The organism is Bradyrhizobium sp. SZCCHNS30572 (genome assembly GCF_032484415.1).
Classification (GTDB): domain Bacteria; phylum Pseudomonadota; class Alphaproteobacteria; order Rhizobiales; family Xanthobacteraceae; genus Bradyrhizobium.
This window is the reverse complement of record NZ_JAUESY010000004.1, coordinates 82,840-109,516: the sequence shown is the minus strand read 5'-3', so window position 1 is coordinate 109,516 and position 26,677 is coordinate 82,840. Positions and strand designations below refer to the sequence as shown.

The window sequence follows — 26,677 nt, the reverse complement described above, 5'->3', positions numbered from 1 at the left end:
GGGTCTCCTTCGAGAATGATCACGCTGACAAGATCCGCCCAGTCGACAACTTGATCAATCTTGATTAAGCTGATCAATATGATAAAAGACAGCGGCCTTTACCTATCTGCTCGTGAAGCTTCGGCGGAACTCGCGATCTCGCCGGCCACCCTCTACGCCTATGTCAGCCGCGGACTGGTCCGCTCCGAGCCGTCTCCGAATTCGCGCAGCAACCGCTATCGCGCCGAGGACATCCGAGCCCTGAAGGAAAGGCGCGCACCGGCCCCCGAGCCGCGCGCCTTCCGTAGCTTCGATGCGGACCTCCCCGTGTTCGATTCCGCCGTGTCGACGATCACCGAAGCCGGTCCGATCTATCGCGGCGTCAATTGCGTCGACCTGGCCGTGCGCGGCACGCTGGAGCATGCTGCGACCCTGCTCTGGGACGTGACCGCGCTCGATCCGTTTGCGCCAGGCAACCTTCCGGCCGTGTCGGAGGAGATGGGTTTCATCGCCGATGCTGCGCGGCGCGCGGCGCCGATCGACCGCGCCATCGCGGTACTGGCGCTGGCGACACATGCTGATCCCGCGGCTTTCAACCGCGCTCCCGACGGTCGGGCGCTGGTCGGCGCGCGCATCGTTCGGCTTGTGGTCGCAACCATGTTGAACCAGCCAGCGTCAGCCGATCCGCTCCATGTTCAGGTCGCGCGGAGCTGGGCGCCCGGACATGAACATGCGCCGGACCTGATCCGTCGCACCCTGGTGCTGCTGGCCGATCATGAGCTGAACGCCTCGACCTTCACCGTCCGCTGTGCGGCGTCGACGGGCCTCAGCCTCTACGATGCCGTCATCGCGGGTCTTGCGGCGCTCAAGGGACCGCAGCACGGCGGCGCCGGCGTCCTGGCGTCGCAGCTGGTGAAGGCACTCATCGATCGCGATGTCGCGCCGCTGATCCGCGAGCGGGTGGCGCTCGGCGAGCGCTTCGCCGGCTTCGGCCACGGCGTTTACAAGCACGGCGACCCTCGCGCCATCTCGCTCCTGGAGGCGCTGACGCGCGCCGGTGCGCCGCGCAAATTCACCCGCGAGGTGCCCGAGCGGATCGCGGAAGCGACCGGTGAATTCGTGAACATCGATTACGCGCTGGCCGTGCTGGTTCACAGCCTGCGGCTGCCCGCGGGAAGCGAGCTGGCGCTGTTCGCGATGGCGCGCTGCGTCGGCTGGATCGCCCATGCCTGCGAGCAGCTGCAGTTCGGCCGCCTGATCCGGCCGCGCGCCCGCTACACCGGACCCATCCCGGGGCGCGGCGCTACCCTGGAGACGCTCTAGCGACCGCCGTCCGCCTATTCCGCCGTGCCGGCCGCCAGCTGAGTTTCGCGTCGCTTCCGCACGAGCCACAGCACGAGCCAGACCACGATCGTGCCCGCGACAGTCGCGATGATCCAGGTGGACTTGGCGATATGGCTATGATGCGGAATGCCGCCATAACGGTGCAACAGCTGCACGGCGAACACTCCGGGCAGGACATGGGCGCCGGCCCACAGCACGATGGCAGGGATGTTCACGGCGTAGAAGCGGGGCGGAGGGATGTCGAGCGCGCCGGCCGTGATCGGTACGACGGCGCGGATCGGCGCGATAAAGCGGGCGAAGAAGATCGCCAGGGTGCCGAAACGGTGGAACAGGGCCTCGCTCTGCGCCACCAGGCGCGGATAGTTCGAGAACGGCCAGCTCGTCAAGATCTCGCGCTGCCTGCGATGGCCGACCCAGAACGCCCCGCCGTCCCCCAGCACCGCGCCCAGGATCGCCGCCGCCAGCACCCATTGCAGGGTCAGCTCGCCGCCCGGAATCAATGCGCTCAGCGCCAGGATGATGGTCGTGCCTGGAACCACCGAGCCCACGATCGGGATCGCCTCCAGCAGGGCGGCCAGAAACAGGGTGAGATAAGCCAGTCCCGCATGCGCTGAGACGAAGGCAATGAGGGGATCGAGCAGATGGGCCACGCGGTTCCTGTTGGTGCAGAGGGTGGGCGGGGAGCTCCTCCATAAGTAGGAACCCCGGCTCCGGGTGCCACGTCGAGATCCTGGGAAGAGCCGGTGGGCGGAAAGGTGGCACGATTCGCAGGGCAGCCTTTCGAAAACGGCCACTCATGCCTATCTCGATGATATAACGACGGAACTTTGATCAAGGCTTAGGCTTCTGCCCGCGCGTGCTCTCTGCTAGGCTGGCGTCGAAGCCCTTCAACCGCAGCCAAACATGAAATCTGGTTTCGGGAATGCCCGGGACCTCGGAGGATGAATGACGACCGCCGCTACGACCAATGCGCAGGAGATGACCGGTGTGCCCGACATGAAGGTGTCGGTGCGGCAGGTGTTCGGGATCGACAGCGACCTTGAGGTGCCGGCCTTTTCCGCAAGCGACCCGCATGTTCCCGAAGTCGACGCCGACTACCGCTTCGACCGCGCCACCACCCTTGCGATCCTGGCTGGCTTCGCCAAGAACCGCCGCGTGATGGTGACTGGTTACCACGGGACGGGCAAGTCGACTCATATCGAGCAGGTCGCGGCGCGACTCAACTGGCCCTGCGTGCGCGTCAACCTCGACAGCCATATCAGCCGCATCGACCTCGTCGGCAAGGACGCGATCGTGGTGAAGGACGGCAAGCAGGTCACCGAATTTCGCGACGGCATCCTGCCCTGGGCGTTGCAGCACAACGTCGCGCTGGTGTTCGACGAATATGATGCCGGCCGCCCCGACGTGATGTTCGTGATCCAGCGCGTGCTCGAAGTGTCGGGCCGCCTGACCCTGCTCGACCAGAACAAGGTCATCAAGCCGCACCCGGCGTTCCGTCTGTTCGCGACCGCCAACACCATCGGGCTCGGCGACACTTCGGGCCTCTATCACGGCACCCAGCAGATCAACCAGGGCCAGATGGACCGCTGGTCGATCGTCACCACGCTCAACTACCTCGCCCATGACGAGGAGGTCGAGATCGTGCTGGCCAAGGCCAAGCACTATCAGAACCCGCAGGGTCGCGACACCGTCAACAAGATGGTGCGGCTCGCCGACCTCACGCGCAACGCCTTCGCCAATGGCGATCTGTCGACGGTGATGAGCCCGCGCACGGTGATCACCTGGGCCGAGAACGCCGAGATCTTCAGTGACATCGGCTTCGCCTTCCGTGTGACGTTCCTCAACAAGTGCGACGAGCTCGAGCGTCCGCTGGTCGCGGAATTCTATCAGCGCTGCTTCAATGCGGAGCTGCCGGAATCCTCCATCAACGTGGCGCTGAGCTGACACACCGGCGTCGTTCTGGCCTCGGGCCGGGACCCATACGCCGCGGCCTCTCTCGTCGGGTGATGCGGGAGAGCGAGTGCGAACAAACGAACGCCGGTGGTTATCGGGCCTGGCGTTCGCCGGGACGATAGCCGCAGGAATCAGATGACCACACCGAGCAACAAGCCCCGTCCTGGCGTCAAGGAAGCACCGACCGAACCTTTCAAGAGGTCGGTCACGGGGTGCCTGCGCGCGATCGCCAGGGCGCCTGAGCTCGAAGTCTCCTTCGCGGCCGAGCGTCCCGGCCTCGCGCCGGGCAAGGCCCGGCTGCCGGAGCCGGCGCGCAAGATGACCAAGCGCGACGCCGCCGTCGTGCGCGGCCATGCCGACTCGATCGCACTGAAGCTCGCCTGCCATGATCCGAAGATCCATCGCAAGCTGATCCCGGGCAATCCGCAGGCGCGTGGCGTGTTCGAGGCGGTCGAGCAGGCGCGTGTCGAGGCGATCGGTGCAAAACGCATGGCCGGCGTCGCCAAGAATCTCACGGCGATGCTCGACGACCATTTCCATCGCGGCAAGTATGACGAGATCACCGACCGCGCCGACGCACCGCTGTCGGATGCGCTGGCGATGCTGGTGCGCGAGCGGCTGACCGGCATGGCGCCGCCGAACGCGGCGCGCAAGGTGGTCGATCTCTGGCGTCCGTTCCTGGAGGACAGGATCGGCCAGCGCCTCGATGAACTCGGCCGTTTCACCGAGGACCAGGCCAAGTTCGGCGACCTGGTTCACGATCTGCTCTCGGCGCTGGATCTCGGCGACGAGCGCAACGCGGATTCGGAAGAGGACGAGGACAACGACGACAATCGCGATGGCGACAATGAGCAGTCCGGCGCCGAGGGCTCGCCGGATTCCGACGCTGCCCAGGAGATGAGCGCCGACCAGGCGCAGACGACGTCGGACGAGATGTCGGAGAGCGCGATGGAGGCGGCCCAGGCCTCGGCGTCTGACACGCTCGACGACGGCGAACTCGGCGACGACGAGACGCCGGGCGAGGCGACGCGTCCGAACCGCGGCGGCGCCAACGAGCCGCGCGGCCCCGAATATCACGCCTTCGCGCCGAAATTCGACGAGGTCATTGCCGCGGAAGACCTGTGCGACCATGACGAGCTGGAGCGGTTGCGCTCCTATCTCGACAAGCAGCTCGCGCATCTGCAGGGCATCGTGGCGCGGCTCGCCAACCGGCTGCAGCGCCGGCTGATGGCGCAGCAGAACCGCGCCTGGGAGTTCGATCTCGAGGAGGGCATCCTCGATCCGGCGCGGCTGTCGCGCGTCGTCATCGACCCCTATCAGCCGTTGTCATTCATGCGCGAGAAGGAAGCGACCTTCCGCGACACCGTGGTGACGCTGCTGCTCGACAATTCCGGCTCGATGCGTGGGCGGCCGATCACGGTGGCCGCGACCTGCGCCGACATTCTCGCGCGCACGCTGGAGCGCTGCGGCGTCAAGGTCGAGATCCTCGGATTCACGACGCGGGCATGGAAGGGCGGACAGTCGCGCGAGGCGTGGCTTGCCGCCGGCAAGCCGGCCAATCCCGGCCGCCTCAACGACCTCCGCCACATCATCTACAAATCGGCCGATGCGCCGTGGCGGCGGGCGCGCAAGAATCTCGGTCTGATGATGCGCGAGGGGTTGTTGAAAGAGAACATCGACGGCGAGGCGCTCGACTGGGCGCACAAGCGCCTGCTCGGGCGTGCCGAGCAGCGCAAGATCCTGATGATGATCTCGGACGGTGCGCCGGTCGATGACTCCACGCTGTCGGTCAATCCCGGTAACTATCTCGAGCGGCATCTGCGCCACATCATCGAGGAGATCGAGACCCGTTCGCCGGTCGAGCTGATCGCGATCGGCATCGGCCACGACGTCACGCGCTACTACCGTCGCGCGGTGACCATCGTCGATGCCGAGGAGCTCGGTGGCGCCATCACCGAGAAGCTCGCCGAATTGTTCACGGAGACCCACGCCGCACCGCAGCCTGCGCCGGGGCAAAAGCGCAGGCTGCATTCGTAAGCGGCCGTCGGCCGGCTGCGTCCCTCCTCCGGCTCGGAGGAGGTGGGGGAGGGGGCTCCGCTAACGATGTCGCTGCAGGCGATTGCCGACCGCAGGCGCTTTCTTGCGCTGACCATCGGCGGAGTGTCGGCATTCGCATGGTCCAGGGCGGCTGTTGCGCAGCTTGCGCCGGCGCCGGTTCGCAGACGCGTCACCATTGACGAGCACTCCGTCACATCGGCGGTCAAGATCGAGGTCAACGCGCGACCGCTGCCCTCGTTCGACCTCCGCGATCGGACGCATCTGCGCTTCGGGATGCTGCAATATCGCAGCGGCGTGGCGCTGACCTCGTCCTTTCCCGGCTTTGGCGGCCTGTCCGGCATCCGGCTCGATGCCAAGGGTGAACGCTTCCTCGCGGTCAGCGACAAGGGCGGCTGGTTCACTGGCCGCATTGCCTATTCCGGCCGCGAGATCGCGGGGCTCGCCGATGTCGAAGCGGCGCCGCTGCTTGGTCTGGACGGACGTCCCATCACCGATCGCGGTTGGTATGATTCCGAGTCGCTCGCGCGCGATGGAGACATCGTCTATGTCGGCCTCGAACGCGTCAACCAGCTCTTGCGCTACGACTTCGCCAAGGGTGGAACCGGCGCGCGCGGCGAGATCGTGCCGCTGCCGCCAGCCGCCAAGCGGCTGCCCCACAACAAGGGACTGGAGGCGTTGGTGGTCGTGCCGAAGGGCCTGCCGCTCGCCGGCACCCTGATCGCGCTCTCCGAGCGCGGTCTGGACCCGAACGGCAATCTGCTGGCCTTCCTGATCGGCGGACCGGCCGCGGGACAGTTCAGCATCGTTCGCAGCAACGACTTCGACGTCAGCGATGCCGTGCTGCTGCCGTCGGGCGATCTTCTGGTACTCGAACGTAAGTTCTCGCTGTTCAACGGGGTCGGCATTCGAATCCGCCGGCTGACGCTGGCGCAGATTGCGCCGGGCGCGCTGGTCGATGGTCCGGCGATCTTCTCCGCCGATCTCGGCCAGGAGATCGACAATCTCGAGGGCATCGATGCGCATGTGACGCCGGAGGGCGAGACCGTGCTGACGCTGGTGTCCGACGACAACTTCTCGATGATCCAGCGCACGCTCCTGCTGCAGTTCACGCTGATGGAGTGAGCTGCGACACCGCTGCGGCGGCTCGCGTTGACCGCGGCTCGTCCATGATCGACACTCGCGGCCATCAGATCATCGCGTCAACGGTCACAACCTGGAACTCAGCATGAGCGCCCTGTTCACTCCGATCAAGCTGCGCAGTCTCGAACTCGCCAACCGCATCATGGTGTCGCCGATGTGCCAGTACTCGGCCGAGAATGGCGCGGCCAATGACTGGCACTTCACCCACGTCAACACGCTGGCGCTGTCGGGCGCGGCGATGTTCTGCATCGAGGCGACGCATGTCGAGCCCATCGGGCGCATCACTCCCGGCTGTCTCGGGTTGTGGGACGATGTGACGGAAGCTGCGCTGAAGCCGATCCTGGCCTCGGTTCGCAAACATTCGAAGGCTGCGGTTGCGATGCAGCTCGCCCATGCCGGCCGCAAGGGCTCCAGCCACAAGCCGTGGGATGGCGGACAGCAGATTCCGCTCGCGGACGGCGGATGGCAGACGGTCGCGCCGTCGGCCCTGCCGCACAAGGAGGGCGAGCTCGCGCCGGAGGCGCTCGATCTCGCGGGCCTGGCCCGCATCCGCGATGCGTTCGTTTCCGCATCGCAACGGGCGGCGCGCCTCGGCATCGACGCGATCGAGCTCCACGGCGCGCATGGCTATCTGTTGCATCAGTTTCTGTCGCCGATCGCCAACCAGCGCACCGACAGCTACGGCGGGTCTCTGGAGAATCGCATGCGCTTTCCGCTCGAAGTCTACGATGCGGTGCGCGCCGTCTTCCCTGCGGACAAGCCGGTCGGCATGCGTGTCTCGGCCACCGACTGGGTCGACGGCGGCTGGGATCTCGAGCAGACCATCATATTTGCGCAAGCGCTGAAGCACCGCGGCGCCGATTGGATCGACGTCTCCTCGGGCGGCGTGTCGCCGTTGCAGAAGATCACGCTCGGACCCGGCTATCAGGTGCCGTTCGCCGCGGCCGTGAAACAGGCGACGGGGCTTCCCACCATTGCGGTCGGTCTCATCACGCAGGCGCAGCAGGCCGAGGAGATCGTGGCCTCGGGCAAGGCCGACATGGTCGCGCTGGCCCGCGGCATGCTCTATGACCCGCGCTGGGGCTGGCACGCGGCAGCAGAGCTCGGCGGACAAGTCGCCGCACCTCCGCAATATTGGCGCTCGCAGCCGTCGACGCAGAAGGAGCTGTTCGGCAAGACGACGTTCGGCGCACGCTGACCGCTCGCTTCCGGGTGTGATCGCTTGCCCCGGCAGTCAATTCCAGGTAGCGTGCGAAGGTGGTGCCGCGTGTGGCGGGTCATGGCAAGCGATGTTCGCCGAGCGGTTAGCGACAGACCAGGATCTCAGTAGCACCTCCAAGCGCGCCGGAGTCTGGCGCCGGCTTGGCGCGTTGCTGATCGACATGGTGGCCATCGCGGCCATTCTGCAGGTCTGCGCGTTGGTCCTTTTTCCGCTGAGCCACGGCCGCGTTCAGTTTGCCGACGGCATCTATGCCATCAGCTGCAGGAAGCTTGACGCGATCCCGTCCGGGGTCGCCGTGCCCGCCGATCTCAAGCCCAACCGGATCGTCGATTGCACAAACAGCGTGTTCGGCCTGCCCTCTGCCCGCATGGTGCGGGTCGCGCAGGTCACGCGGGACGGTCCGTTCACCAAGGAAGTCCACGTCGACAGCATGCTCGATGCGGAGGGCACTCCGGTCAAGGGACTCTCGCTCGGGATTTTCCTGCTGCCGCTGTTGCTGGTTCTGCGCGCCATATTCGACACGGCCGCCGGCACGCCCGGCCGAAGGATTTGTCGTATTCGTCTGGCGAGCGCCGATTGCAGTGCAGTGACGAATGCCGCGGCCGGGCGGCGTTACGGCCTGCTGCTCTTGGTCGTGAGTCCAGCGCTGATCTGGTCGGTCGTGGTATCATTCCTGGACATCGCCGCGTTGCCGGCATCCTTGCTCATTGGCGTGACGCTCGCATCGTATTGTCCGCTGCTGATCGTCGGCCTCGCTGCATGGCGGCAAGTCTACATGCGAAGGGACAGCTGGTACGACCAGTTCGCAACCACTGCCGTCTATTGCGTTGATCGCGGGTGGGCAAGTGCCGAGCCGTCAACTCCGCTCTCGCCCGCGCCGTTGAGCCCGCAGCGGAGCTACCTTGCCCGGCACTGGCGCGGTGAGCTGTCCTTGCCCGTGTCGTACTGGGTCAACGGAGCACTGCTCGGGGTGATTGCGACGCTCGCGATCGAAGTCGTGACCGCGCTGGTCGCGCAGCAGGGATTCGATGCGCAGCCGCTGCCGGCGCTCGTCCTGATGTGCGTGATATGGCTCTGCATCTTGTTGTTCACGCTTTGGCAGACCGTTGGCATCTGGCGCTCGTCGACGCGCTATAGCGGTGGCGACAACGGCGCGTGGGGCGGCCTGGCGAAGATCATGGTCGCGCTCGGCGTCGGAATCTCGGTTTGGCATTTCTTCACGCAAGGCCTGCCGCGGATCGCAGGCATTGCCGAAATCGTCGCCGGCGACAGCTCTCTGGGACCGCACCAATTCAAGGTCCTCGCCTCTGGCGAAATGCTGGAATTCACCGGTGGCATCAAGTACGGCACGGCCAAGGAGCTCGAAGGTTTCCTGAACGCGATGTCGGAGGTCAAGACGGTGCGGCTCGATTCGGCCGGCGGCCGCATCCGCGAGGCGCAACGGATGTCCGACCTGATCAAGGCGCGCGGATTGTCGACCCTGGTCGAGAAGCAATGCCTGTCGGCCTGCACCATTGTCTTCTTGGGCGGCAAGGACCGCATCGTCGTGTCAGATGCACGGCTCGGTTTCCATCAGCCCTCCTATCGCGGAATCACCGCTGCCGAGCGCAGCCGGACCATAGCGATCGAGGAGGAGCGGCTGCAGAACCTGGGGCTGTCCCGCGCCTTTGCCGAACGCGCCAATATGGCGGAGCCGAGCTCGATGTGGTTTCCTGACCATGCCGAACTGCTCAGGGAGCATGTCGCGACCCGCCTCGTGCCTGCGACCGCAACTGCCGCGGCTGCGTCGGCAACGAAGGTTCGAACCATCGCGGTGGATGGCGCCGCCCCGAACAGCGAGCAGTCGGCCGCACCTGCCCCGCCGCGGCCCACGGTTTACCTGCCGCCGGACCTCGTGCAGCGACTCCAGTCGGAGAAACCTCCCGGTCGCTTTCCATCACCCATGACGGGCCTCAAATAGCCGCGAGCTGCGCTGACGTGTGCTCGCCCCTCAAACAGTCGGTGATTGTCGGCGTCTCATGACGTGCTAGTCTTCGCAGACCACGTGCGGCGATGCCGACTCGTCTGGTCGTGTTTCGTCTCGCGTGACGATGAGCGCATCACGAAGATGCGCCGCAATACAAACGCGAGAGGAAAGCGCCATGGAAATCGGATATTTCACGATGCCCTCGCATCCGCCGGAGTGCGGATTGAAGGAAGGGCAGGAATGGGATCTGCAGGTCCTGCGGTGGCTCGACGAGCTCGGCTATCAGGAAGCCTGGATCGGCGAGCATCACACCGCGCCCTGGGAGCCCCACCCGGCACCCGATCTCATTCTGGCGCAGGCCTTCCGTGAAACCAAGAACATCCGGCTCGGGCCCGGCGGTTTCCTGCTGCCCTATCATCACCCGGCCGAGCTCGCCAATCGCGTCGCGATGCTCGATCACCTCTCCGACGGCCGGCTCAATTTCGGCATTGCCGCATCCGGCCTGCCGAGCGACTGGGCGATGTTCAACGTCGACGGCATGAGCGGCCAGAACCGCGAGATGACGCGCGAGGCGCTGGAGATCATCCTGAAGATGTGGTCCGAGGACGCGCCATGGACGTACAAGGGCAAGTACTGGACGGTGACCAAGCCCGACGTGATGTTCGACTTCCTCAAGCCGCACATCAAGCCGGTGCAGGCGCCGCATCCGCCGATCGGCGTCGCCGGCCTGTCGAAGAACTCCGATACGCTGAAGCTCGCCGGTGAACGTGGCTTCATCCCGATGAGCCTCAACCTCAACCCCGCCTATGTGTCGTCGCACTGGGACTCGGTCGAGGCCGGCGCCGCCAAGTCCGGTCGCAAGCCCAGCCGCAGCGATTGGCGGCTGGTGCGCGAGGTGTTCGTCGCCGATACGGACGAGGAAGCCTGGCGTTTGTCCTCCGGCGACATGATGGGACGGATGATGGGCGAGTACTTCCTGCCCCTGCTCGGTCATTTCGGCTTCAAGGACTATCTGAAGCACTCACCCGACGTGCCCGATTCCGACGTGACGGTGGACTATTGCGCCAGGCGCAACTGGATCGTCGGCTCGCCGGCGACGGTGACCGAGAAGATCGAGAAGATCTGGCATGAGGTCGGCGGCTTCGGCACCCTGTGCGTGTTCGGCTTCGACTACAAGCACAAGCCGGAAGCCTGGCACAACTCGCTGCGCCTGTTGAAGCAGGAGGTGATGCCGAGATTGAGCCACCTCAATGCCGGCCTCACCAAGGCCGCCTAGTCTCTCTTGGCGCCAGCATTCACCCTCCCTTTCGGGCAATGCTGGCGTCAAAAGAAATGTAGCTAAAATTTTCGCGCGAGTGCAGCTTCAGATTTGACGTTTGGGTGACGGTCTTGCCGTTAGGACGGATCCAGGCGCCGAATCCGCCGCATGCGTGTGGCGGTCTGACATTGGGGGCAGGTCATGCGGTTTCGCGTCAGGAAGTTTGCCCATATCCTCGAACGCTCGGGTCTGGCTCTGGCGGGCGCCGCCTGCGGCGTCTTCGTCGGGGCCCATGTCGGCTCCAGCGTTCCGTTGCTGACCACACAGGGCTTCCTGATCGTGATGATGCTCTCTGGGGCACTGGGCTTCTATCTCGGCATCGACACGCCGCAACTGCCTTTTCATCCTCATGAGGAGAACTCGCCGGAGGCGAAGATCGATACGGCCGAATTTCTGAGCGCCTTCGGGACCTTCCTCGCAACCCTCACGGCGTTCTTCGCCGTTGCCATCATCATCCTGCGCGAAGATCCGCACATCGTCTGGACGTCGCTGATCATGGTCGGCTGGATCATCGGCGTGATCATGCAGATCGTTTCCGGCGCGATCGCCCGTCTGCGGCGCTGATTTTCCCTGTTCAATTTTTGGGCTAACGCTGTCGCGAGTTTCATCTTGCGGCGGCGATTATGATCGTGTGAGCCTTTGCATCAGGGGCTCGACCTGTGATGCCGCGTCGTTCGTGGACGCATTGCGCGACTGACACAGGTCCTGGCGACGTTTCCAAAGCGTTGCCCGCAGTCGTATTGGAGCCGTTCTACAGCGCTGCGCGCGGACGATCCAACAGTCCATGCGCCCAGAGCAGGCATCACATCAGAAGCTGCATGGCGATATCGCGCACCTTGGCGCGCTTGATGCATGGCGGCCGGCAATGACATTTGGGAAGTTCATCATGTTGAAACGGGTGCTGCTGGGTGTGGTCATTGGCTGCGGACTGTCCGCGGCGCAAGCGGAGGAGCCGAAGATCGGCGGCGTGGTCAACGCGGTGATCCAGCCCGAGCCGCCCGGCCTGATGCTGGCGATGGTCCAGAACGGCCCGACGCAGATGGTGTCCGGCAACATCTTCGAAGGCCTGCTGCGCTACAGTCCCAAGCTGGAGCCGCTGCCCGGCCTCGCCGAGAGCTGGACCATCAGCCCGGATGCCAAGGTCTACACCTTCAAGCTCAAGAAGGGCGTGACCTGGCACGACGGCAAGCCGTTCACGTCGGCCGACGTGCTGTTCTCGATCGACATGCTGAAGCAAACGCATGCGCGCGCTCGCAACAACCTCGCGATTGTCGAGAAGGTCGAGGCGCCGGATGATCTCACGGTGGTGTTCACGCTGAAGGAGCCGTTCGGTCCCTTCATCGGCATCTTCGAGGTCGGCTCGATGCCGATGGTGCCGAAGCACCTGTATGAAGGCACCGACTACAAGACCAATCCGAACAACAACGCGCCTGTTGGCACCGGCCCCTTCATGTTCAAGGAATGGCAGAAGGGATCCTTCATCCGGATGGTGAAAAATCCGAACTACCATGAGAAGGGCAGGCCCTATCTCGACGAGGTCTACTGGCAGATCATTCCCGACGCCGCCGCGCGCGCGGTTGCCTTCGAGACCGGCAAGGTCGACGTGCTGCCGGGCGGCTCGATCGAGAATTTCGACGTGCCGCGCGTCTCCAAGCTGCCCGGCGCCTGCGTCACCGGGGCCGGATGGGAGTTCTTCTCGCCGCTGTCGTGGATGTGGCTCAACAACCGCCACCCGATCCTGGCCAACAAGAAGGTGCGCCAGGCCATCATGTATGCCATCGATCGCGACTTCGCCAAGGACGTGATCTGGAACGGCCTCGGCAAGGTCGCAACCGGACCTTCGGCATCGACCATCAAGTTCTATTCCGACGACGTGCCGAGATATCCGTACGACCCGGCCAAAGCCAAGGCGCTGCTCAAGGAGGCCGGCTACAAGGGCGAGAAGATTCGCATGCTGCCGCTCGCCTATGGCGAGACCTGGCAGCGCTGGGGCGAGGCGGTGAAGCAGAACCTTCAGGACGTCGGCATGAACATCGAGACGATTGCGACCGACGTGCCCGGCGGCAACCAGAAGATCATGGAGTGGGACTACGACATCGCCTTCACCTATCTGTATCAGTACGGCGATCCCGCGCTCGGCGTGTCCCGCAACTACATCACCTCGGCGATCGCCAAGGGCCAGCTCTTCAACAATGTCGAGGGCTATTCGAACCCGGAGGTCGACAAGCTGTTCGCGGAGGGCGCCACGGCGCCGACCGACGCCAAACGCAAGGAGGCCTATGACAAGGTGCAGAAGATATTGGCTGAGGACGTGCCCGTGGCCTGGCTGCTCGAGCTCCAGTTCCCGACCATCACCAAGTGCAAGGTGAAGAACCTGATCACCACCGGCATCGGCGTCAACGACGGGTTCCGAGACGCTTGGCTCGACAAATAGCGGTGCACTCCGGGGCGCGGCCATGATCCCCGCGCTCCGGTGTTTCGCTGTCCCGCCGAGCTGACCTTCACGGACCTTTCATGCTCTCCTTCATCGCCCAGCGCGTCGTGAAAGGCGTCATCGTCCTTCTCGCCATCATCGTGCTGAATTTCTTCCTGATCCGGCTGGCGCCGGGCGATCCGGCCGTGGTCATGGCCGGCGAGGCCGGTGCCTCGGACCAGATCTTCGTGGCGCAGTTGCGCGAAAAATTCGGCCTCGACCGTCCGCTGCCGGAGCAGCTCCTCATCTACGTCAAGGGTATCGCCAGCCTGGATCTCGGCTTCTCGTTCCGTCAGCAGGCGCCGGTCGCCGGGCTGATCGCCGAACGATTGCCGGGGACCCTGCTGCTGACGCTCACGGCGTTCGCGATCTCGCTCGGTCTCGGCGTCCTGTTCGGCGCGCTCGCCGCGCGCTTCGCCGGCACGATCCTCGATACTGCAATTACCGTGCTCGCGTTGATCTTCTACGCGACGCCGCTGTTCTGGATCGCGCTGATCGCGATCCTGCTGTTCTCGGTCTGGGTCGATTGGTTGCCGAGCTTCGGCTATGAAACGGTCGGTGGCGGCTATACGGGAGTCCGCCACGCGCTCGACGTCGCCGCCCATCTCGCGATGCCGGCCGCGACGCTCGGCCTGTTCTTCATGGCGACCTACACCCGCATGACCCGCGCTTCGATGCTCGAGGTCAAGCGGCTCGACTTCGTCAAGACCGCGCGCGCCAAGGGCCTGCGTGACGGCGTCATCCTGCGCCGCCACGTGCTGCGCAACGCGCTGCTGCCGGTGGTGACCCTCGCCGGCGTCCACGCCGGAACGCTGGTCGGCGGCGCGGTATTGACCGAGACCGTGTTCGCGTGGCCCGGCATCGGCCGGCTGATGTATGACGCGCTGATCCAGCGCGACTACAATCTCCTGCTCGGTGTGTTCGTGGTCTCCTCGGCGATGGTGCTGATCTTCAACCTCGTCACCGACCTCGTCTATCGCCTGGTCGATCCGCGCATCGAGTACGCGTCATGAGGCAGTTCTGGCGAACCATGCTGCGCAGCCCGAGCGGCATCATCGGGCTGATCATTCTCGCACTGGCGATCGTCGTCGCGGCGGCCGGCCCGTTCTACTTTCCCAACTCGCCGTGGCGCATGGCGCAGCGGCCGTTCGTTCCGCCGTTCACGCTGTCGAAGGTCCCGCTCGGCACCGATGCGCTCGGCCGCGACGTGCTCGCCGGCCTGATCTTCGGCGCGCGCGTCTCGCTGCTGGTCGGCCTCGTCTCGACATTGGTGGCGTTGATCGTCGGCGTGCCGCTCGGCGCCATCGCCGGCTATTTCGGCGGCCGGGTCGATGACGCGCTGATGCGCTTCACCGAGTTCTTCCAGACCATCCCGAGCTTTGCGCTCGCGATCGTGCTGGTCGCGATCCTGCAGCCGTCGATCTATTCGATCATCGCCGCGATCGGCCTCGTCAGCTGGCCGCCGGTGGCGCGCCTGGTCCGCGGCGAGGTGCTGAGCCTGCGGACCCGCGAATATGTCCAGGCTGCGGTCGTCACCGGCCAGAGCAATGCCTGGATCATCTGGCGCGAGATCCTACCCAACGCGCTGTCGCCTGTCATCGTGCTGGCCTCGCTGATGGTCGCGACCGCGATCCTCCTGGAGTCCTCGCTGTCGTTCCTCGGCCTCGGCGATCCCAACCTGATCTCCTGGGGCTATATGGTCGGCGCCGGCCGCACCGTCATTCGCCAGGCGTGGTGGATCACCGTGTTTCCCGGCGTCGCGATCCTGTTGTCGGTGCTTGGCCTCAATTTGATCGGCGAGGGCCTGAACGATGCGCTCAACCCGCGCCTGTCGCGCGAGGGCAGGTGAGCCGTGGCTGATCCCGTCGTTGCCATCCGCAACCTCCGTATCGCTTTGCCGCCGGGCGCCGAGCGCGCCCACGCCGTCGACGGCGTCTCCTTCGATCTTACCGCGGGCAGGATCGTCTGCGTGGTCGGCGAATCCGGCTCGGGCAAGTCGATGTGCGCGCATGCGCTGCTCGGGCTGCTGCCCGATACGGTGAAAGTGGAGAGCGGCGAGATGCGCTTCGAGGGGCGCGACCTGCTTGCCGTCGATGAGGACGGCTGGCGCGATCTGCGCGGCCGCCGCATCGCGATGGTGTTCCAGGAGCCGATGACCGCGCTCAATCCCTTGATGCGGATCGGCGAGCAACTGATGGAGGTGTTCGAGGCGCATGATCTGCTGAACCCCCGCGAGCGCCGCGCCAAGGCGCTGGCGCTGGTGCGCGAGGTCGGCCTGCCCGATCCCGAACGGATCATCCGCGCCTATCCTCATCAGCTCTCCGGCGGCCAGCGCCAGCGTGCGATGATCGCGATGGCGCTGGCGCTCGAGCCTGCGGTGCTCGTCGCGGACGAGCCAACCACCGCGCTCGACGTGACGACGCAGGCGCAGATCCTCAAGCTGATCCGCAACCTGCAGGCCAGCCACAACATGGCGGTGATGTTCATCACCCATGATTTCGGCGTCGTCGCCGACATCGCCGACCAGGTCGTCGTTCTGCGCCATGGCAAGGTGGTGGAGGAGGGTACGGCCGCCGCCGTGCTCGGCCAGCCGCAGCACGACTACACCAAGGCGCTGCTCGCCGCCGTGCCGTCGTTCGACCCGCCGCCGCGGCAGTCACGCGAGGCTGCGCCTCGGGCGGTGGAGGTGATCGGCCTCGACAAGACCTATGTGACGCCGACCGGCTGGTTCCGCCCGAAGCGCGAGACGCGCGCCGCGCATGCGGTCAATTTCGCGATCCACCAGGGCGAGACGCTCGGACTCGTCGGCGAGTCCGGCTCGGGGAAGTCATCCGTTGCGCGTCTGGTGATGCGGCTGATCGAGGCCGATCGCGGCACGGTGCGGATCGGCGATGTCGATCTCACGGCGCTGGAGGGTCGCGCCTTGCGCGCGCAGCGTCACCGCATCCAGATGATTTTCCAGGATCCGTTCGCCTCGCTCAACCCGCGCCGCAAGGTCGGCCGCATCATTGCCGACGGCATGGTCGCGCGCGGCACGCCGCTCGACGCGGCGCTGAAGCGCGCCCAGGATCTGCTCGGCATGGTCGGGCTCGACGCCGGCGCCATCGGCCGCTATCCGCACGAATTCTCCGGCGGCCAGCGTCAGCGCATCGGCATTGCGCGCGCGCTCGCGCTGGATCCGGAGATCATCGTCGCGGACGAAGCAGTGTCGGCGCTCGATGTGTCAGTCCAGGCGCAGGTGTTGCGGCTCCTGGAAGATTTGAAGGCGCGCCTTGGTCTGTCGATGCTGTTCATCACGCATGACCTGCGGGTGGCCGCGCAGATCTGCGATCGGATCGCCGTCATGCAAAAGGGCGAGATCGTCGAGCTGAAGCCGACCGCGGCGCTGTTCGCCAATCCCGAACACGCCTATACGCGCGAGCTGCTCGCTGCCGTTCCCGGCCGCAAGCACGGTACGGCGTGATTTGCGTAAGCCGGCCGCCGGTCGGAACCATGGAGCATCGTGCCGGGTCGGGTTCAAATGCTTGCAACATCTTCGGCGTATTTGGATTATAATAAGACTGGACCCCGATGGGGCCGCAGGGTGGTCGCCCGAGCTGGTACGCGCCAAGACAGCGGGCTCGTGCTCCCTCTACCCGCGGCCTTCATTGACCGTGCCGTGCTGCGCCAGTCTCGACAGGATGTCGCAGCGGCGTTCACCATCCCAACGAGGACTCTCATCATGTCGGAGCGCAAGCCAACGGCCGCCGTGCGCGAGGCTCAAAAAGCCTTCAAGCCGGCCGAGCCGACGAGAAGCGATTATGAAAAGGCGCAGAGCGCCTTCGATCAGAACCGCGAGCGACTGAAGGCCGAGCGATTGGCGCGTGAAGCGGCTGACGGCGCCGGCAAACAGCCGAAGAAGCTGGCGTGAACCGCCAGCCTCTTCCCGTCGATTTCGGCGGGCATGCCGTCGCTTGCTCAGCTGCGCGGGGGCGTAGCGGTAAGCTGGTCCCGCGGCCGTTCACGATCGGTGTGCGTCGAGGTCGTTGAGGGGAGCGCGCCCGGCCGCGCTGCGGGTACCTTCTTGACCGGCGCCGGCAGCAACCCTTCGCGGATGGCCTGCTTGCGCGCGACTTTGCGATGGCGCCTGATCGCATCGGATTTCTCGCGCGTCTTGCGCTCCGATGGCTTCTCATAGGATCTGCGGCGCTTCATCTCGCGGAATACGCCTTCGCGCTGCATCTTCCGCTTCAGGATGCGCAACGCCTTCTCGACGTCGTTGTCACGAACAAGAACCTGCAAAAGTGTCCTCCTTGTCTTCATCTCTATCGATGAAATTCGGTTGGCAAAGCCGAGCGGCGCTGCGGCGGGGCGAACGGCGCGCTCAGCAGAGCGGCGTCAATGAAACGTGTTGCTCACAATGTTATGAGTCACGATACGTGCGAGACACGGTGATCCCCTTCGTCGGAAGGCGGGAGCACGAGTGTCTCTCAGCCATCGATGGCCATGCCGTTACCGATGGTGCTGTGAAGATAGGGGCAATCTGCTGATATTGCCAGCGCGAGCCGACTCAACGGTTCCGGCCCTCGGCAAACTATATTTGCCGCGCGGCCTTGTAATCCCCCAGAAAATCTCTACCTTGAGGTAGTTCGATTAGCCGCTGTGCCTTTCTGAATGTGCCTGTGGGCTATTTCCAAAAGTCATCGCTCAGTTGAATGAGATCGCGTGATGGTCGCGCGGTGAATGATTTGGAGATAGACATGCAGGGTACGGTCAAGTGGTTCAATGGCCAGAAGGGCTTTGGTTTCATTCAGCCGCAGGATGGCGGGAACGACGTGTTCGTTCACATCAGCGCTGTTGAACGCGCTGGTCTCGCCGGTCTGGCTGAAGGCCAGAAAGTCAGTTTTGAGGTCAAGACGGACAAGATGCGCGGTAAAACCAGCGCAGAAAATCTCGCGCTGGTCTGATCGCACTGATCTGACGTCTCTGACGTCTTGGGCCATTTCACGGATGTACTGAAATGGCCGGTTTGCCCGCTCGATCCTGTATTGAGCGGGCTTTCTGCGTCTCGACGGTAACCCGCATTTCCGGAAGGATCGGTCGATGGCCACCAAGAAGATGTCAGAACGCTCCCCCGAAAGCATTGCGCGGTCGGAGCGCCAGCGCGTCGCCGCCGAGGACGGGGCGAAGGCGCGCGCCGAATGGGATCAGCGCGCGACCGCGGTCCGCAAGAACATGGAGCGGCTGCGCGTGTTGCGGCTCGCCAAGGAAGCGGAAGCTGCGCAAGCGGGTTCTGACGCGGCGCCTGCGCCGAAGCGGCGGAAGAAGGTCGCTCGCTAGGGCGGTTTCGTCTCGCCTTCCGACGTCGGCTGCCCGGTGGAACTATCGGAACTTCAGATCCGTTGCCGGTGCTCGAACAGACGGGCGATCCATGCCTGATCATTACGTCTCAACCGCGTCCCGCGTACAGACCCGACCTTCGTACCGAGGAGGCTGACGTGGCCAAGTCGACAGCTACAGACGTTCGCATCGCCAAGGACGAGACGCAGCGTGGAGGCCAGACGATCGCATTCGCGCTCGCAATCGGCGCCACGCGGCAGGTCTGTCATCTCGAGACCTGCTTTTGCACCCGCAACCAGGCGTTCGCCTATCTGCAGCGAAACCGCACGGCGTTCGAGCAGATGGCGCGCGAGCAGTTCGCCCGTGGCGAGGTGACCGACGGCGTCATCCATCTGCGCATGATCTGAGGCGATCCGCCACACGCGGGCCTCTGAAGACGCTGCCCGACGCGCAACGCGCCGTTGCTACTCCGCCTTCTGTTTGACCGGAAGCGGGACGCGCTCATAGGACGCGGGCAGATTGACGGGCCGGTAGTCCTGCGATTCTGCGATCCGCATCAGCACGCTCTCGTGGATGAACGCGCCCTCGGGAATGAAGCGCGGCTCGCAATTCGGAACGTACAATCCGAAATGCGCCTTGCGCTCCGGCCACTCCTTGTACGTCGCGCTCTTCGGCAGCCATTCCAGCAGCCGCCAGGCCGGCGTCATCGAATCGTGCAGGGGGCCCTGGACGCTCGGCGCCACATAGGAGAACGGACTGTTCTTGCGCTGCACGCCCCAGGCGAGCTGATTCACCGTGCGCGGATTGACCGTCAGCCCGGCCTCGACCGCCTCGTCGATCATCCACAGCAGCGGATATTTCGAAGCCGCCGACCGCACCTCGGGATAGCCGCCGCCGACGTCGGAATGCACGCCGGCGAACCACACCTGTTTGGCGTCCTGCGGTCGCGCCTGCGCCTTGTTGAAGCGGTTCGGCGTGAAGGTCTGCGGCATCCCCCACGGCTTCAGCCGGAACATGCAGCGGCGCTCGTCGATCGCCGCAGCCTGACGGAAGATCTTCACGCTCGGGTTCTCGATCGTGAAGGCGAGCTCCTCAAGGCTCGGCAGCGCAAACAGCCGGTCGGTGCGCGGCACGATCACGCTCGCCACCGTGTCCCACACGCCGACGAAATGGATCGTCGGCCAGCGCGTCGAGGTGATCCGCGCGAACTGCGCGGCCTGGTCGGCGCGGCTCTCCGGGATCGGCCCGTCCTCCTCGGTGCTCTCGAGCTCCTTGGTGATGCCGCGCCCGGCCTTCGGATTGTCGGAGGAGTACTTCTTGTAGGCAATCACGCCCGGGCCGACGAGATTGATCTGACCCGGCGAGATCAGCCCGATCTTGTGGATCAGCCCGGCCAGCACGCGCACGGTGTAGGCGCCCCGCGAGAAGCCGAACAGGAAGATGCGATCGCCGTCCTGGTACTGCGTGGCCAGGAAAGAGTAGGCGTTGATGACGTTGTCGTCGAGGCCGTAGCCCGTCGCGAGCCCCAGCACCATGTTGAAATTGGCCTTGAAGCGATGCCAGCTGTCGGGCTGCGTCAACGTGCCGACGCCGGGATCGTAGAACACGACCTGATGCGGTGTCGTCTTGTCGGTCTTGCGCAGGCACCGATAAAGCTTGAGCACGTTCGAGATGTTCTCGCTGATCTCGTTGCCGGTGCCGTCGCAGCAGATGACAATATTCTTCATGGCAAAGGAATGTCCGCAATAATGCTACCGCAACGAGTGTAGAGCATCCGGCTGGTGTTGGGGAGGTCGGTTCCCTATGGCACTTCGTCTGGGTCGCTGTTGCGCGCGGCGCGGCGGACATCGCGAAGTGACTGCGGGGCGCCGTTGTACGAACGGATGGTCACCCGACCAGTCCTGCCGCCCCACGCCTGCTGCCCGTGTCCAGAGTTGTCAGTTGGTCACGGCATCCGCAAGCAAAACGGCCGGATCTCTCGACCCGGCCGTTTCGACATCTCGTTCAGCTTGAAGCCGCGCCCGTGACGCGTCCGGCTTCTGCATCAATCCTGAATTTCGGCGCGCTCTCTCAGCTCGCCTTGGCGACCGGGGCAGCGTCCGCCGCCTTCTTCTCGATGGCGCGCTTCAGCTCCAGCGCGCGCGGCGACAGGGTCGCGGCGTTGGCCTTGAGCAGATAGGCATCGAGGCCGCCATTGTGGTCGACGCTCTTGAGCGCGTTGGTGGAGACGCGCAGGCGCACGTTGCGGCCGAGTGCATCCGAGATGAAGGTCACGTTGCACAGGTTCGGCAGGAAGCGCCGCTTGGTCTTGATGTTGGAGTGGCTGACCTTGTGGCCAACCTGGGGACCCTTGGCCGTCAGTTCACAGCGCCGCGACATGGCAATAAATCCTCTCTCATCCCCGCACCCTTCGTCCGCCTGTGTCGGCGGGCCGCGGGGGTCCAAAACTCGTCCAGCTCGTCTCTGGGAGATGCGGTCGTATAGGGGGGATGCGGCTTTTCGTCAAGGTTTTGAAGGCCGCAGCGAATAGAGGGAGCCGGGCCGGCGAACCCGAAGGGCGCGACCCGTGCATCCTCCTGGTCGGGCCGAAATCGCCAACCAGCAGAAAAGCAGGCGTATAATCAATAGTATAGCCGATAGTTTAGACCATATAAAGGGCGCATTCGGACGTGATGGATGGATATCCCGCGAACAGTCCGAAATGCCGGAATGGCGGCATGCTGGCGCGGTCGGAGGTTCGCGGCTCGGTTCCGGCAGAGCTGCGGATGACGGTCTGAGTGCTGTTCAGCTGCAAAGCGCTGGACAAACCGCCATTGTCGGACGGTTCGCGTTGTTTGAAGGCGTTTTTGGCTTAAGTAGCAAGGACGGCGCGTCGGATCGGTCCGGCGCTCAGGCAGGCGGATCGGTAGGATCATTCGTCACGTGACCATCATCTCGGTTCCCTCATTTCTCTGCTGTCGCCTGGCCGCGGCCGGGGCAGCGCTCTGCCTGTTGTTACTGGCGCAAAACGCCCAGGCGCAGGCTCGGTTGGACGCTCAATACGAGGCTTCCCTGGCTGGCATCCCCGTCGGCAAGGGCACCTGGGCGGTCGAGATCGGGGATGATCAGTATGGTGCCGCGGCTCAGGGCGGCACCGCCGGCCTGCTCAAGAGCTTCTCGCAAGGATCAGGCACCGGCTCGGTGCAGGGGCGCGTCGTCAACGGCGCCCTGGTCGGCCAGAGCTACCAGGCCTCGACCACGACGGGAAAGAAATCCGAGCAGATCCGCGTCAATCTGCAGAACGGTACTGTGAAGGACTTCGCCATCGAGCCGGCGCCTCCGGTCGATCCCGACCGCATTCCGGTGACGGATGCCCACAAGCGTGGCGTGCTCGATCCGATGACGGCCTCTCTGGTGCGCGTGCCGGGCAACGGCGAGCTGCTGTCGCCGGACTCGTGCCGCGGCGCTGCGCCCGTGTTCGACGGCCGCATGCGCTACGAGCTCAAGCTCGACTACAAGCGCATGGAGAACGTCAAGGCAGACAAGGGTTATCGTGGCCCGGCGCTGGTCTGCGCGATCTACTTCACGCCAGTCGCGGGCTACATCCCGGACCGGCCGGTGATCAAATATCTGGCTCAGGCCCGCAACATGGAGATCTTCTTCGTGCCGATCGCCGGCACCCGTGTGCTGGTGCCGTTCAAGATGGTGATCCCGACCCCGTTGGGGACCGCGATGCTGGAAGCGACGTCGTTCATCACCCAGGCGGCGCCGCACGTCGCCAAGACCCAGTAGTGCGTCGTTTCTCTGCTCCTCCACATCGGAATCTCGTCGTTGCGGCACAGCCCCGTCAGCGGCCGTGGCGTGATGGTCTGACGGCATGCCGTCCGCTATCGCTTGAATCCGATGGAGATTCCGGGTTCGCGCTGCATGATCTCCGGACTGACGGGCTCATGAGCTCCGATTTGTCGGGACCCCCTATGGATGCTGTCTGCTGCGCGTGAATCCGTTTGACTCTTCCCTGATTCTGATTCGACTCGGGACGCGCTGAACGCGCGCCAGTTCCATCGCGAAAGCGTTGCTTGTGGAGCCCGCGAAAACTTGATCTAGTGCTGGCTTGATGGCAGAGCGCGAGATGTTGCGGTGAACGAAGCCGGAAAGCCGACGGAGTCAGCGATTCCTTCGCGATTCGTTCTCAAGGCGTTCCGAAGCTTAAGCTGCGTCACTATATGCGTCACAATGTGAGACAGGGGGCAGCATCGCAGCCTCTCCAGACACACGATTATTCCGCATCCGTCGCGCGTGAACGGCGCGCTTCCAACGCCGGCTTCGAGACCCACATTTAACGAATGGCTTTTCCGTCCTCTTCGGCTGCCTCGCCTTTCGAGCGCACGTCCGACCGCGCTCCCGGAAGCGGCGTCACCGCCGTGCTCGGCCCCACCAACACCGGCAAGACGCATCTGGCGATCGAGCGCATGCTCGCGCATTCCTCCGGCATCATCGGACTGCCGCTGCGGCTGCTCGCGCGTGAGGTCTACAACAAGATCGCCGATCGCGTCGGCAGCGAGGCCGTCGCGCTGATCACCGGCGAGGAGAAGATCAAGCCGAAAAATCCGCGCTACTGGGTGTCGACCGTCGAAGCGATGCCCAGGGATCTCGACGTGTCGTTCCTGGCCGTCGACGAGATCCAGATCGCGTCCGATCTGGAGCGCGGCCACGTCTTCACCGACCGCATCCTCAATCGCCGCGGTCGCGACGAGACGCTGCTGCTGGGTGCTGCGACGATGCGCCCCATCATCGAGCGTCTGCTGCCGGGCGCGTCGATGGTGACGCGGCCACGATTGTCGCAACTCGAATTCGCCGGTGATCGCAAGATCACGCGACAGCCGCGCCGGACCGCTATCGTGGCGTTCTCGGCCGACGAGGTCTACGCCATCGCCGAGCTGATCCGCCGCCAGCATGGCGGCGCCGCTGTCGTGCTGGGATCGCTGTCGCCGCGAACCCGCAACGCGCAGGTGGCGATGTTCCAGAACGGTGACGTCGACTATCTCGTCGCCACCGATGCGGTCGGCATGGGGCTCAATCTCGACGTCGATCACGTCGCCTTCGCGTCCGACCGCAAATATGACGGCTATCAGTTCCGCCGGCTCACGCCGTCGGAATTTGCCCAGATCGCCGGCCGTGCCGGACGCGCGACGCGCAATGGCACGTTCGGCACCACCGGACGTTGTGCGCCATTCGAGCCCGAGCTGGTCAATGCGCTCCAGAACCATGCCTTCGATACCGTGAAGGTGCTGCAATGGCGCAACTCCCGGCTTGATTTCGCGTCCTTGAGCGCGCTTCAGGTCTCGCTGGCGGTCGCGCCGGCGCATGAGGCGCTGACGCGCGCGCCGATTGCGGAGGACCTGCGCGTGCTCGATCACGCCGCGCGCGATGCCGAGGTGCGCGACATCGCTCACGGCGCGGCCGCGGTCGAGCGTCTGTGGGAAACCTGCCAGATTCCCGACTATCGCAGGCTGTCGCCGGCCGCCCATGCGGAGCTGGTGACCACCGTGTTCGGCTTCCTGATGCAGAAGGGGCGTATTCCGGACGCCTGGTACGCGGCCCAGGTCGATCAGGCCGACCGCGTCGATGGCGACATCGATACGCTGTCGGGGCGGATTGCACAGATCCGTACCTGGACCTTCGTGGCCAACCGGCCCGACTGGCTGCGCGACCCTGATTATTGGCAGGGGATTACCCGCGAACTCGAAAATAAATTGTCAGACGCCCTTCATGAACGGCTCACGGAGCGTTTCGTTGATCGTCGTACCAGTGTATTGATGCGGCGCCTGCGGGAGAACAGTGTTTTGAATACGGAAATCGGCAAGACTGGCGAAGTGATCGTTGAAGGGCACGCGATCGGCCGCCTGGATGGATTCACCTTCGCGCCCGACGCCGCCGAAGCCGGCTCGGAGGCCAAGGCCTTGCAGGCTGCTGCCCAGAAGGCGCTGGCCGGCGAGATCGAGGCGCGCGCCGAGAAGCTGTCCAGCGCGCCTGACGAGCACATCGTGCTCACCGCCGACGGCACGGTGCGCTGGACCGGCGACGCGGTCGCCAAGCTGGTCGCGGCCGACGACGCGCTGCATCCGCGCCTGCGCATCATCGCCGACGAGCGGCTGACCGGTGCTGCGCGCGACAAGGTCCAGGCGCGACTCGATCTGTGGCTGAAGACGCATATCGAGAAGCTGCTCGGCCCGCTGTTCGAGTTGTCCAAGGCCGAGGACATCACCGGCATCGGCCGCGGCATCGCGTTCCAGCTGGTGGAGGCGCTCGGCGTCATCGAGCGCGCCAAGATCGCCGCCGAGATGAAGGATCTGGACCAGCCGTCGCGCGCCACCTTGCGCAAGTACGGCGTGCGCTTCGGTGCCTACCACATCTACGTCCCGGCGCTGCTCAAGCCCGCCGCGCGCGCGCTCGCTGCGCTGCTGTGGGCCGAGAAGCAGGGCAATGTCGACATGTCCGCGCTGACCGGCGCGCAGCATCTGGCGAGCTCGGGCCGGACCTCGTTCCCGGTCGACAAGGCGCTGCCGCGCGATGCCTATCGCGTGCTCGGCTACAAGCAGGCGGGCGAGCGCGCCGTGCGCGTCGACATCCTGGAGCGGCTGGCCGACCTGATTCGTCCCGCCCTGGCCTGGCGCGACAATGCACCGGGCGAAAAGCCGGCCGGCGCCTTCGACGGCCGCGGCTTCGTGGTGACGCAGGCGATGACCTCGCTCACCGGCTCGGCCGGCGAGGACTTCGCCTCGATCCTGCGCGCGCTCGGCTATCGCATGGAGAAGCGCCCGCCGCTGCCGCCCAAGCCGATTGAGAAGCCCGTCGAGGCTGCTGCCGTCGCAGAGGCTGCCGCTGCGGAAGCCGCTCCGGCTGAGCCGGCAGATGCGCAGGCCGTGCCGGCCGAGGACCTCGCAGTTGTCGCCGGCGAGCCGGCCGACGAGCAGGTTCCCACCGTCGCGGAGGCCGCCGTCGCTCCGGTGACCGAGCAGGCCGTCGCCGTGCCCGCGGTGGTCGGTGAGGAGCAGGCGGAAGCCGCGTCGGTGTCGGCCTTGGCATCGCTGCCGACCGTCGATTTCGTCACGCCGGATGTGGCGGACGAGGCGTCCGTGGCCGAGACGGCTACCGAAAGCGTCGTCGCCGAGGCGGAAACCGCCGTCGCTGCGGATGCGCCGCAGCCCGAAGCCGCTGAGGCCGTCGCGAACGAGGCAACGAGCATCGGCGACGCTTCGGCTGAAGCCGCCGCGGCGGAAACTGCTGCTGGATCGAACGCTACCGAGGCTTCTCCCGCCGAGGCCGCGCCTGCTGCCGAGCCCGTCCTGGTCGAGGTCTGGCGGCCGGGCGGGCGTTCGGAGGAGCGCCGGCCGCGCCACGACCATCATCATCGCGGCCGGCCCAACCGTCCGCAGCATGAGCGCGGGCAGGCCGCCGGCGGCGGCCAGGCACCGGCCGGGACCGCTCCGGCCGAGGGCGGCGAGGCGCGCGAGCGCCATCACCGCGGCCATGGCCGGCGCGACCGGATGAAGGAGTTCGGCAAGGACTTCCGCAAGGGCCCGCCGGAGGCTGGTGCGGCTCCACCAGCCGAGGGCGCATCGGCGCCGGCGCGCGAGGATCGCGGGCCGCGCCGCGATCATGATGCCAAGGGGCGCGACCAGAACCGGGATCGCAACAAGGGTGGCAAGTTCGGCGGTGACCGCGAGGGGCGCGGCGGCCGCGACTTCGGCAAGGGCGGCCGCGACAAGCGCGACAGCGGCCCGGCGCTGCGGCCCTACGCATCGAGCAGCGGCGGCGGCCGGGATCGCGACCGTCCGGTCGATCCCAATTCGCCGTTCGCCAAGCTCGCCGCGCTCAAGGAGCAACTCGCGGGGAACAACCGCAAGGACTGAGCGGCAAGAT

Annotated in this window: 22 protein-coding genes; 18 read left to right on the top strand and 4 right to left on the bottom strand. The window is 65.3% G+C overall.

Annotation, left to right across the window (positions count from 1 at the left end):
• Positions 1-78 precede the first annotated feature (78 nt).
• Positions 79-1,302, top strand: coding sequence for a citrate synthase family protein (locus tag QX048_RS11760; protein WP_316200504.1), 1,224 nt, complete (start codon positions 79-81; stop codon positions 1,300-1,302).
• Positions 1,303-1,316: 14 nt separating this feature from the next.
• On the opposite strand, the gene QX048_RS11755 is transcribed toward QX048_RS11760, so the two are convergent.
• Complete coding sequence (locus tag QX048_RS11755) at positions 1,317-1,973, bottom strand: DedA family protein (protein WP_315715230.1); 657 nt, start codon at positions 1,971-1,973, stop codon at positions 1,317-1,319.
• A 295-nt stretch (positions 1,974-2,268) separates the two neighbouring features.
• Here QX048_RS11755 and cobS point away from each other — a divergent pair, with 295 nt between their 5' ends.
• From cobS to QX048_RS11695, 12 genes are all read left to right on the top strand, one after another.
• Positions 2,269-3,267 (top strand): cobaltochelatase subunit CobS, encoded by a 999-nt coding sequence (cobS, locus tag QX048_RS11750; protein ID WP_315715231.1) that lies wholly within the window; start codon positions 2,269-2,271, stop codon positions 3,265-3,267.
• Positions 3,268-3,411: 144 nt separating this feature from the next.
• Positions 3,412-5,313 carry a cobaltochelatase subunit CobT gene (cobT, locus tag QX048_RS11745; protein ID WP_315715232.1) on the top strand — a complete coding sequence of 634 codons (1,902 nt, stop codon included), beginning with the start codon at positions 3,412-3,414 and terminating at the stop codon, positions 5,311-5,313.
• Between the two features lie 66 nt (positions 5,314-5,379).
• The gene (locus tag QX048_RS11740; protein WP_315825521.1) at positions 5,380-6,456 is read left to right on the top strand and encodes an esterase-like activity of phytase family protein; all 1,077 of its coding nucleotides are present in this window, start codon (positions 5,380-5,382) and stop codon (positions 6,454-6,456) included.
• Between the two features lie 103 nt (positions 6,457-6,559).
• Entirely contained in the window at positions 6,560-7,672 is a 1,113-nt protein-coding gene (locus QX048_RS11735) for an NADH:flavin oxidoreductase/NADH oxidase (protein WP_315825520.1), read from the top strand.
• Positions 7,673-7,763: 91 nt separating this feature from the next.
• A complete protein-coding gene (locus tag QX048_RS11730; protein ID WP_316170978.1) occupies positions 7,764-9,656 on the top strand; it encodes an RDD family protein in 1,893 nt (630 codons plus the stop codon).
• 181 nt (positions 9,657-9,837) lie between these two features.
• Entirely contained in the window at positions 9,838-10,938 is a 1,101-nt protein-coding gene (locus QX048_RS11725) for an LLM class flavin-dependent oxidoreductase (protein WP_315825518.1), read from the top strand.
• A 183-nt stretch (positions 10,939-11,121) separates the two neighbouring features.
• Complete coding sequence (locus QX048_RS11720) at positions 11,122-11,544, top strand: hypothetical protein (protein ID WP_315715425.1); 423 nt, start codon at positions 11,122-11,124, stop codon at positions 11,542-11,544.
• A 322-nt stretch (positions 11,545-11,866) separates the two neighbouring features.
• Positions 11,867-13,414, top strand: a complete 1,548-nt coding sequence (locus QX048_RS11715) for an ABC transporter substrate-binding protein (RefSeq protein WP_315825517.1) — start codon at positions 11,867-11,869, stop codon at positions 13,412-13,414.
• A gap of 80 nt (positions 13,415-13,494) precedes the next feature.
• A complete protein-coding gene (locus tag QX048_RS11710) occupies positions 13,495-14,466 on the top strand; it encodes an ABC transporter permease (RefSeq protein ID WP_315825516.1) in 972 nt (323 codons plus the stop codon).
• A complete protein-coding gene (locus QX048_RS11705) occupies positions 14,463-15,302 on the top strand; it encodes an ABC transporter permease (protein WP_315825515.1) in 840 nt (279 codons plus the stop codon). The genes QX048_RS11710 and QX048_RS11705 overlap by 4 nt, the downstream gene beginning before the upstream one ends.
• Positions 15,303-15,305: 3 nt before the next feature.
• Entirely contained in the window at positions 15,306-16,916 is a 1,611-nt protein-coding gene (locus tag QX048_RS11700) for an ABC transporter ATP-binding protein (protein ID WP_315825514.1), read from the top strand.
• Positions 16,917-17,174: 258 nt separating this feature from the next.
• Positions 17,175-17,363 carry a hypothetical protein gene (locus QX048_RS11695; RefSeq protein ID WP_315715240.1) on the top strand — a complete coding sequence of 63 codons (189 nt, stop codon included), beginning with the start codon at positions 17,175-17,177 and terminating at the stop codon, positions 17,361-17,363.
• A 47-nt stretch (positions 17,364-17,410) separates the two neighbouring features.
• Here the strand turns inward: QX048_RS11695 and rpsU are convergent, their stop codons facing one another.
• Positions 17,411-17,734, bottom strand: a complete 324-nt coding sequence (gene rpsU / locus QX048_RS11690; RefSeq protein ID WP_315715241.1) for a 30S ribosomal protein S21 — start codon at positions 17,732-17,734, stop codon at positions 17,411-17,413.
• Positions 17,735-18,192: 458 nt separating this feature from the next.
• Here rpsU and QX048_RS11685 point away from each other — a divergent pair, with 458 nt between their 5' ends.
• The 3 genes from QX048_RS11685 to QX048_RS11675 all read left to right on the top strand — a co-directional run bounded on the left by QX048_RS11685 (position 18,193) and on the right by QX048_RS11675 (position 19,179).
• The gene (locus QX048_RS11685) at positions 18,193-18,399 is read left to right on the top strand and encodes a cold-shock protein (RefSeq protein ID WP_315715242.1); all 207 of its coding nucleotides are present in this window, start codon (positions 18,193-18,195) and stop codon (positions 18,397-18,399) included.
• Between the two features lie 136 nt (positions 18,400-18,535).
• Positions 18,536-18,772, top strand: coding sequence for a transcriptional regulator (locus QX048_RS11680; RefSeq protein WP_315715243.1), 237 nt, complete (start codon positions 18,536-18,538; stop codon positions 18,770-18,772).
• Between the two features lie 158 nt (positions 18,773-18,930).
• Positions 18,931-19,179 carry a hypothetical protein gene (locus QX048_RS11675; RefSeq protein ID WP_315715244.1) on the top strand — a complete coding sequence of 83 codons (249 nt, stop codon included), beginning with the start codon at positions 18,931-18,933 and terminating at the stop codon, positions 19,177-19,179.
• Between the two features lie 57 nt (positions 19,180-19,236).
• Here the strand turns inward: QX048_RS11675 and QX048_RS11670 are convergent, their stop codons facing one another.
• Together QX048_RS11670 and rpmB are read right to left on the bottom strand one after the other, a co-directional pair.
• A complete protein-coding gene (locus QX048_RS11670) occupies positions 19,237-20,499 on the bottom strand; it encodes a DUF2235 domain-containing protein (RefSeq protein WP_315715245.1) in 1,263 nt (420 codons plus the stop codon).
• A gap of 343 nt (positions 20,500-20,842) precedes the next feature.
• A complete protein-coding gene (gene rpmB, locus QX048_RS11665) occupies positions 20,843-21,151 on the bottom strand; it encodes a 50S ribosomal protein L28 (RefSeq protein WP_172114511.1) in 309 nt (102 codons plus the stop codon).
• Positions 21,152-21,763: 612 nt separating this feature from the next.
• Between rpmB and QX048_RS11660 the strand changes: the two genes are divergently transcribed.
• On the top strand, positions 21,764-22,543 hold the full coding sequence (locus QX048_RS11660) for a DUF3108 domain-containing protein (protein WP_315825818.1): 780 nt from the start codon (positions 21,764-21,766) through the stop codon (positions 22,541-22,543).
• A 554-nt stretch (positions 22,544-23,097) separates the two neighbouring features.
• Entirely contained in the window at positions 23,098-26,667 is a 3,570-nt protein-coding gene (locus tag QX048_RS11655; protein ID WP_315825513.1) for a helicase-related protein, read from the top strand.
• Positions 26,668-26,677: the final 10 nt, after the last annotated feature.

Bases quoted from the DNA above. Each gene is read 5' to 3' on its own strand.
- QX048_RS11760 (WP_316200504.1), top strand. From the start codon at position 79: ATGATAAAAGACAGCGGCCTTTACCTATCTGCTCGTGAAGCTTCGGCG.
- cobS (WP_315715231.1), top strand. From the start codon at position 2,269: ATGACGACCGCCGCTACGACCAATGCGCAGGAGATGACCGGTGTGCCC.
- cobT (WP_315715232.1), top strand. From the start codon at position 3,412: ATGACCACACCGAGCAACAAGCCCCGTCCTGGCGTCAAGGAAGCACCG.
- QX048_RS11740 (WP_315825521.1), top strand. From the start codon at position 5,380: ATGTCGCTGCAGGCGATTGCCGACCGCAGGCGCTTTCTTGCGCTGACC.
- QX048_RS11735 (WP_315825520.1), top strand. From the start codon at position 6,560: ATGAGCGCCCTGTTCACTCCGATCAAGCTGCGCAGTCTCGAACTCGCC.
- QX048_RS11730 (WP_316170978.1), top strand. From the start codon at position 7,764: ATGTTCGCCGAGCGGTTAGCGACAGACCAGGATCTCAGTAGCACCTCC.
- QX048_RS11725 (WP_315825518.1), top strand. From the start codon at position 9,838: ATGGAAATCGGATATTTCACGATGCCCTCGCATCCGCCGGAGTGCGGA.
- QX048_RS11720 (WP_315715425.1), top strand. From the start codon at position 11,122: ATGCGGTTTCGCGTCAGGAAGTTTGCCCATATCCTCGAACGCTCGGGT.
- QX048_RS11715 (WP_315825517.1), top strand. From the start codon at position 11,867: ATGTTGAAACGGGTGCTGCTGGGTGTGGTCATTGGCTGCGGACTGTCC.
- QX048_RS11710 (WP_315825516.1), top strand. From the start codon at position 13,495: ATGCTCTCCTTCATCGCCCAGCGCGTCGTGAAAGGCGTCATCGTCCTT.
- QX048_RS11705 (WP_315825515.1), top strand. From the start codon at position 14,463: ATGAGGCAGTTCTGGCGAACCATGCTGCGCAGCCCGAGCGGCATCATC.
- QX048_RS11695 (WP_315715240.1), top strand. From the start codon at position 17,175: ATGTCGGAGCGCAAGCCAACGGCCGCCGTGCGCGAGGCTCAAAAAGCC.
- QX048_RS11685 (WP_315715242.1), top strand. From the start codon at position 18,193: ATGCAGGGTACGGTCAAGTGGTTCAATGGCCAGAAGGGCTTTGGTTTC.
- QX048_RS11680 (WP_315715243.1), top strand. From the start codon at position 18,536: ATGGCCACCAAGAAGATGTCAGAACGCTCCCCCGAAAGCATTGCGCGG.
- QX048_RS11670 (WP_315715245.1), bottom strand. From the start codon at position 20,499: ATGAAGAATATTGTCATCTGCTGCGACGGCACCGGCAACGAGATCAGC.
- rpmB (WP_172114511.1), bottom strand. From the start codon at position 21,151: ATGTCGCGGCGCTGTGAACTGACGGCCAAGGGTCCCCAGGTTGGCCAC.
- QX048_RS11655 (WP_315825513.1), top strand. From the start codon at position 23,098: ATGGCTTTTCCGTCCTCTTCGGCTGCCTCGCCTTTCGAGCGCACGTCC.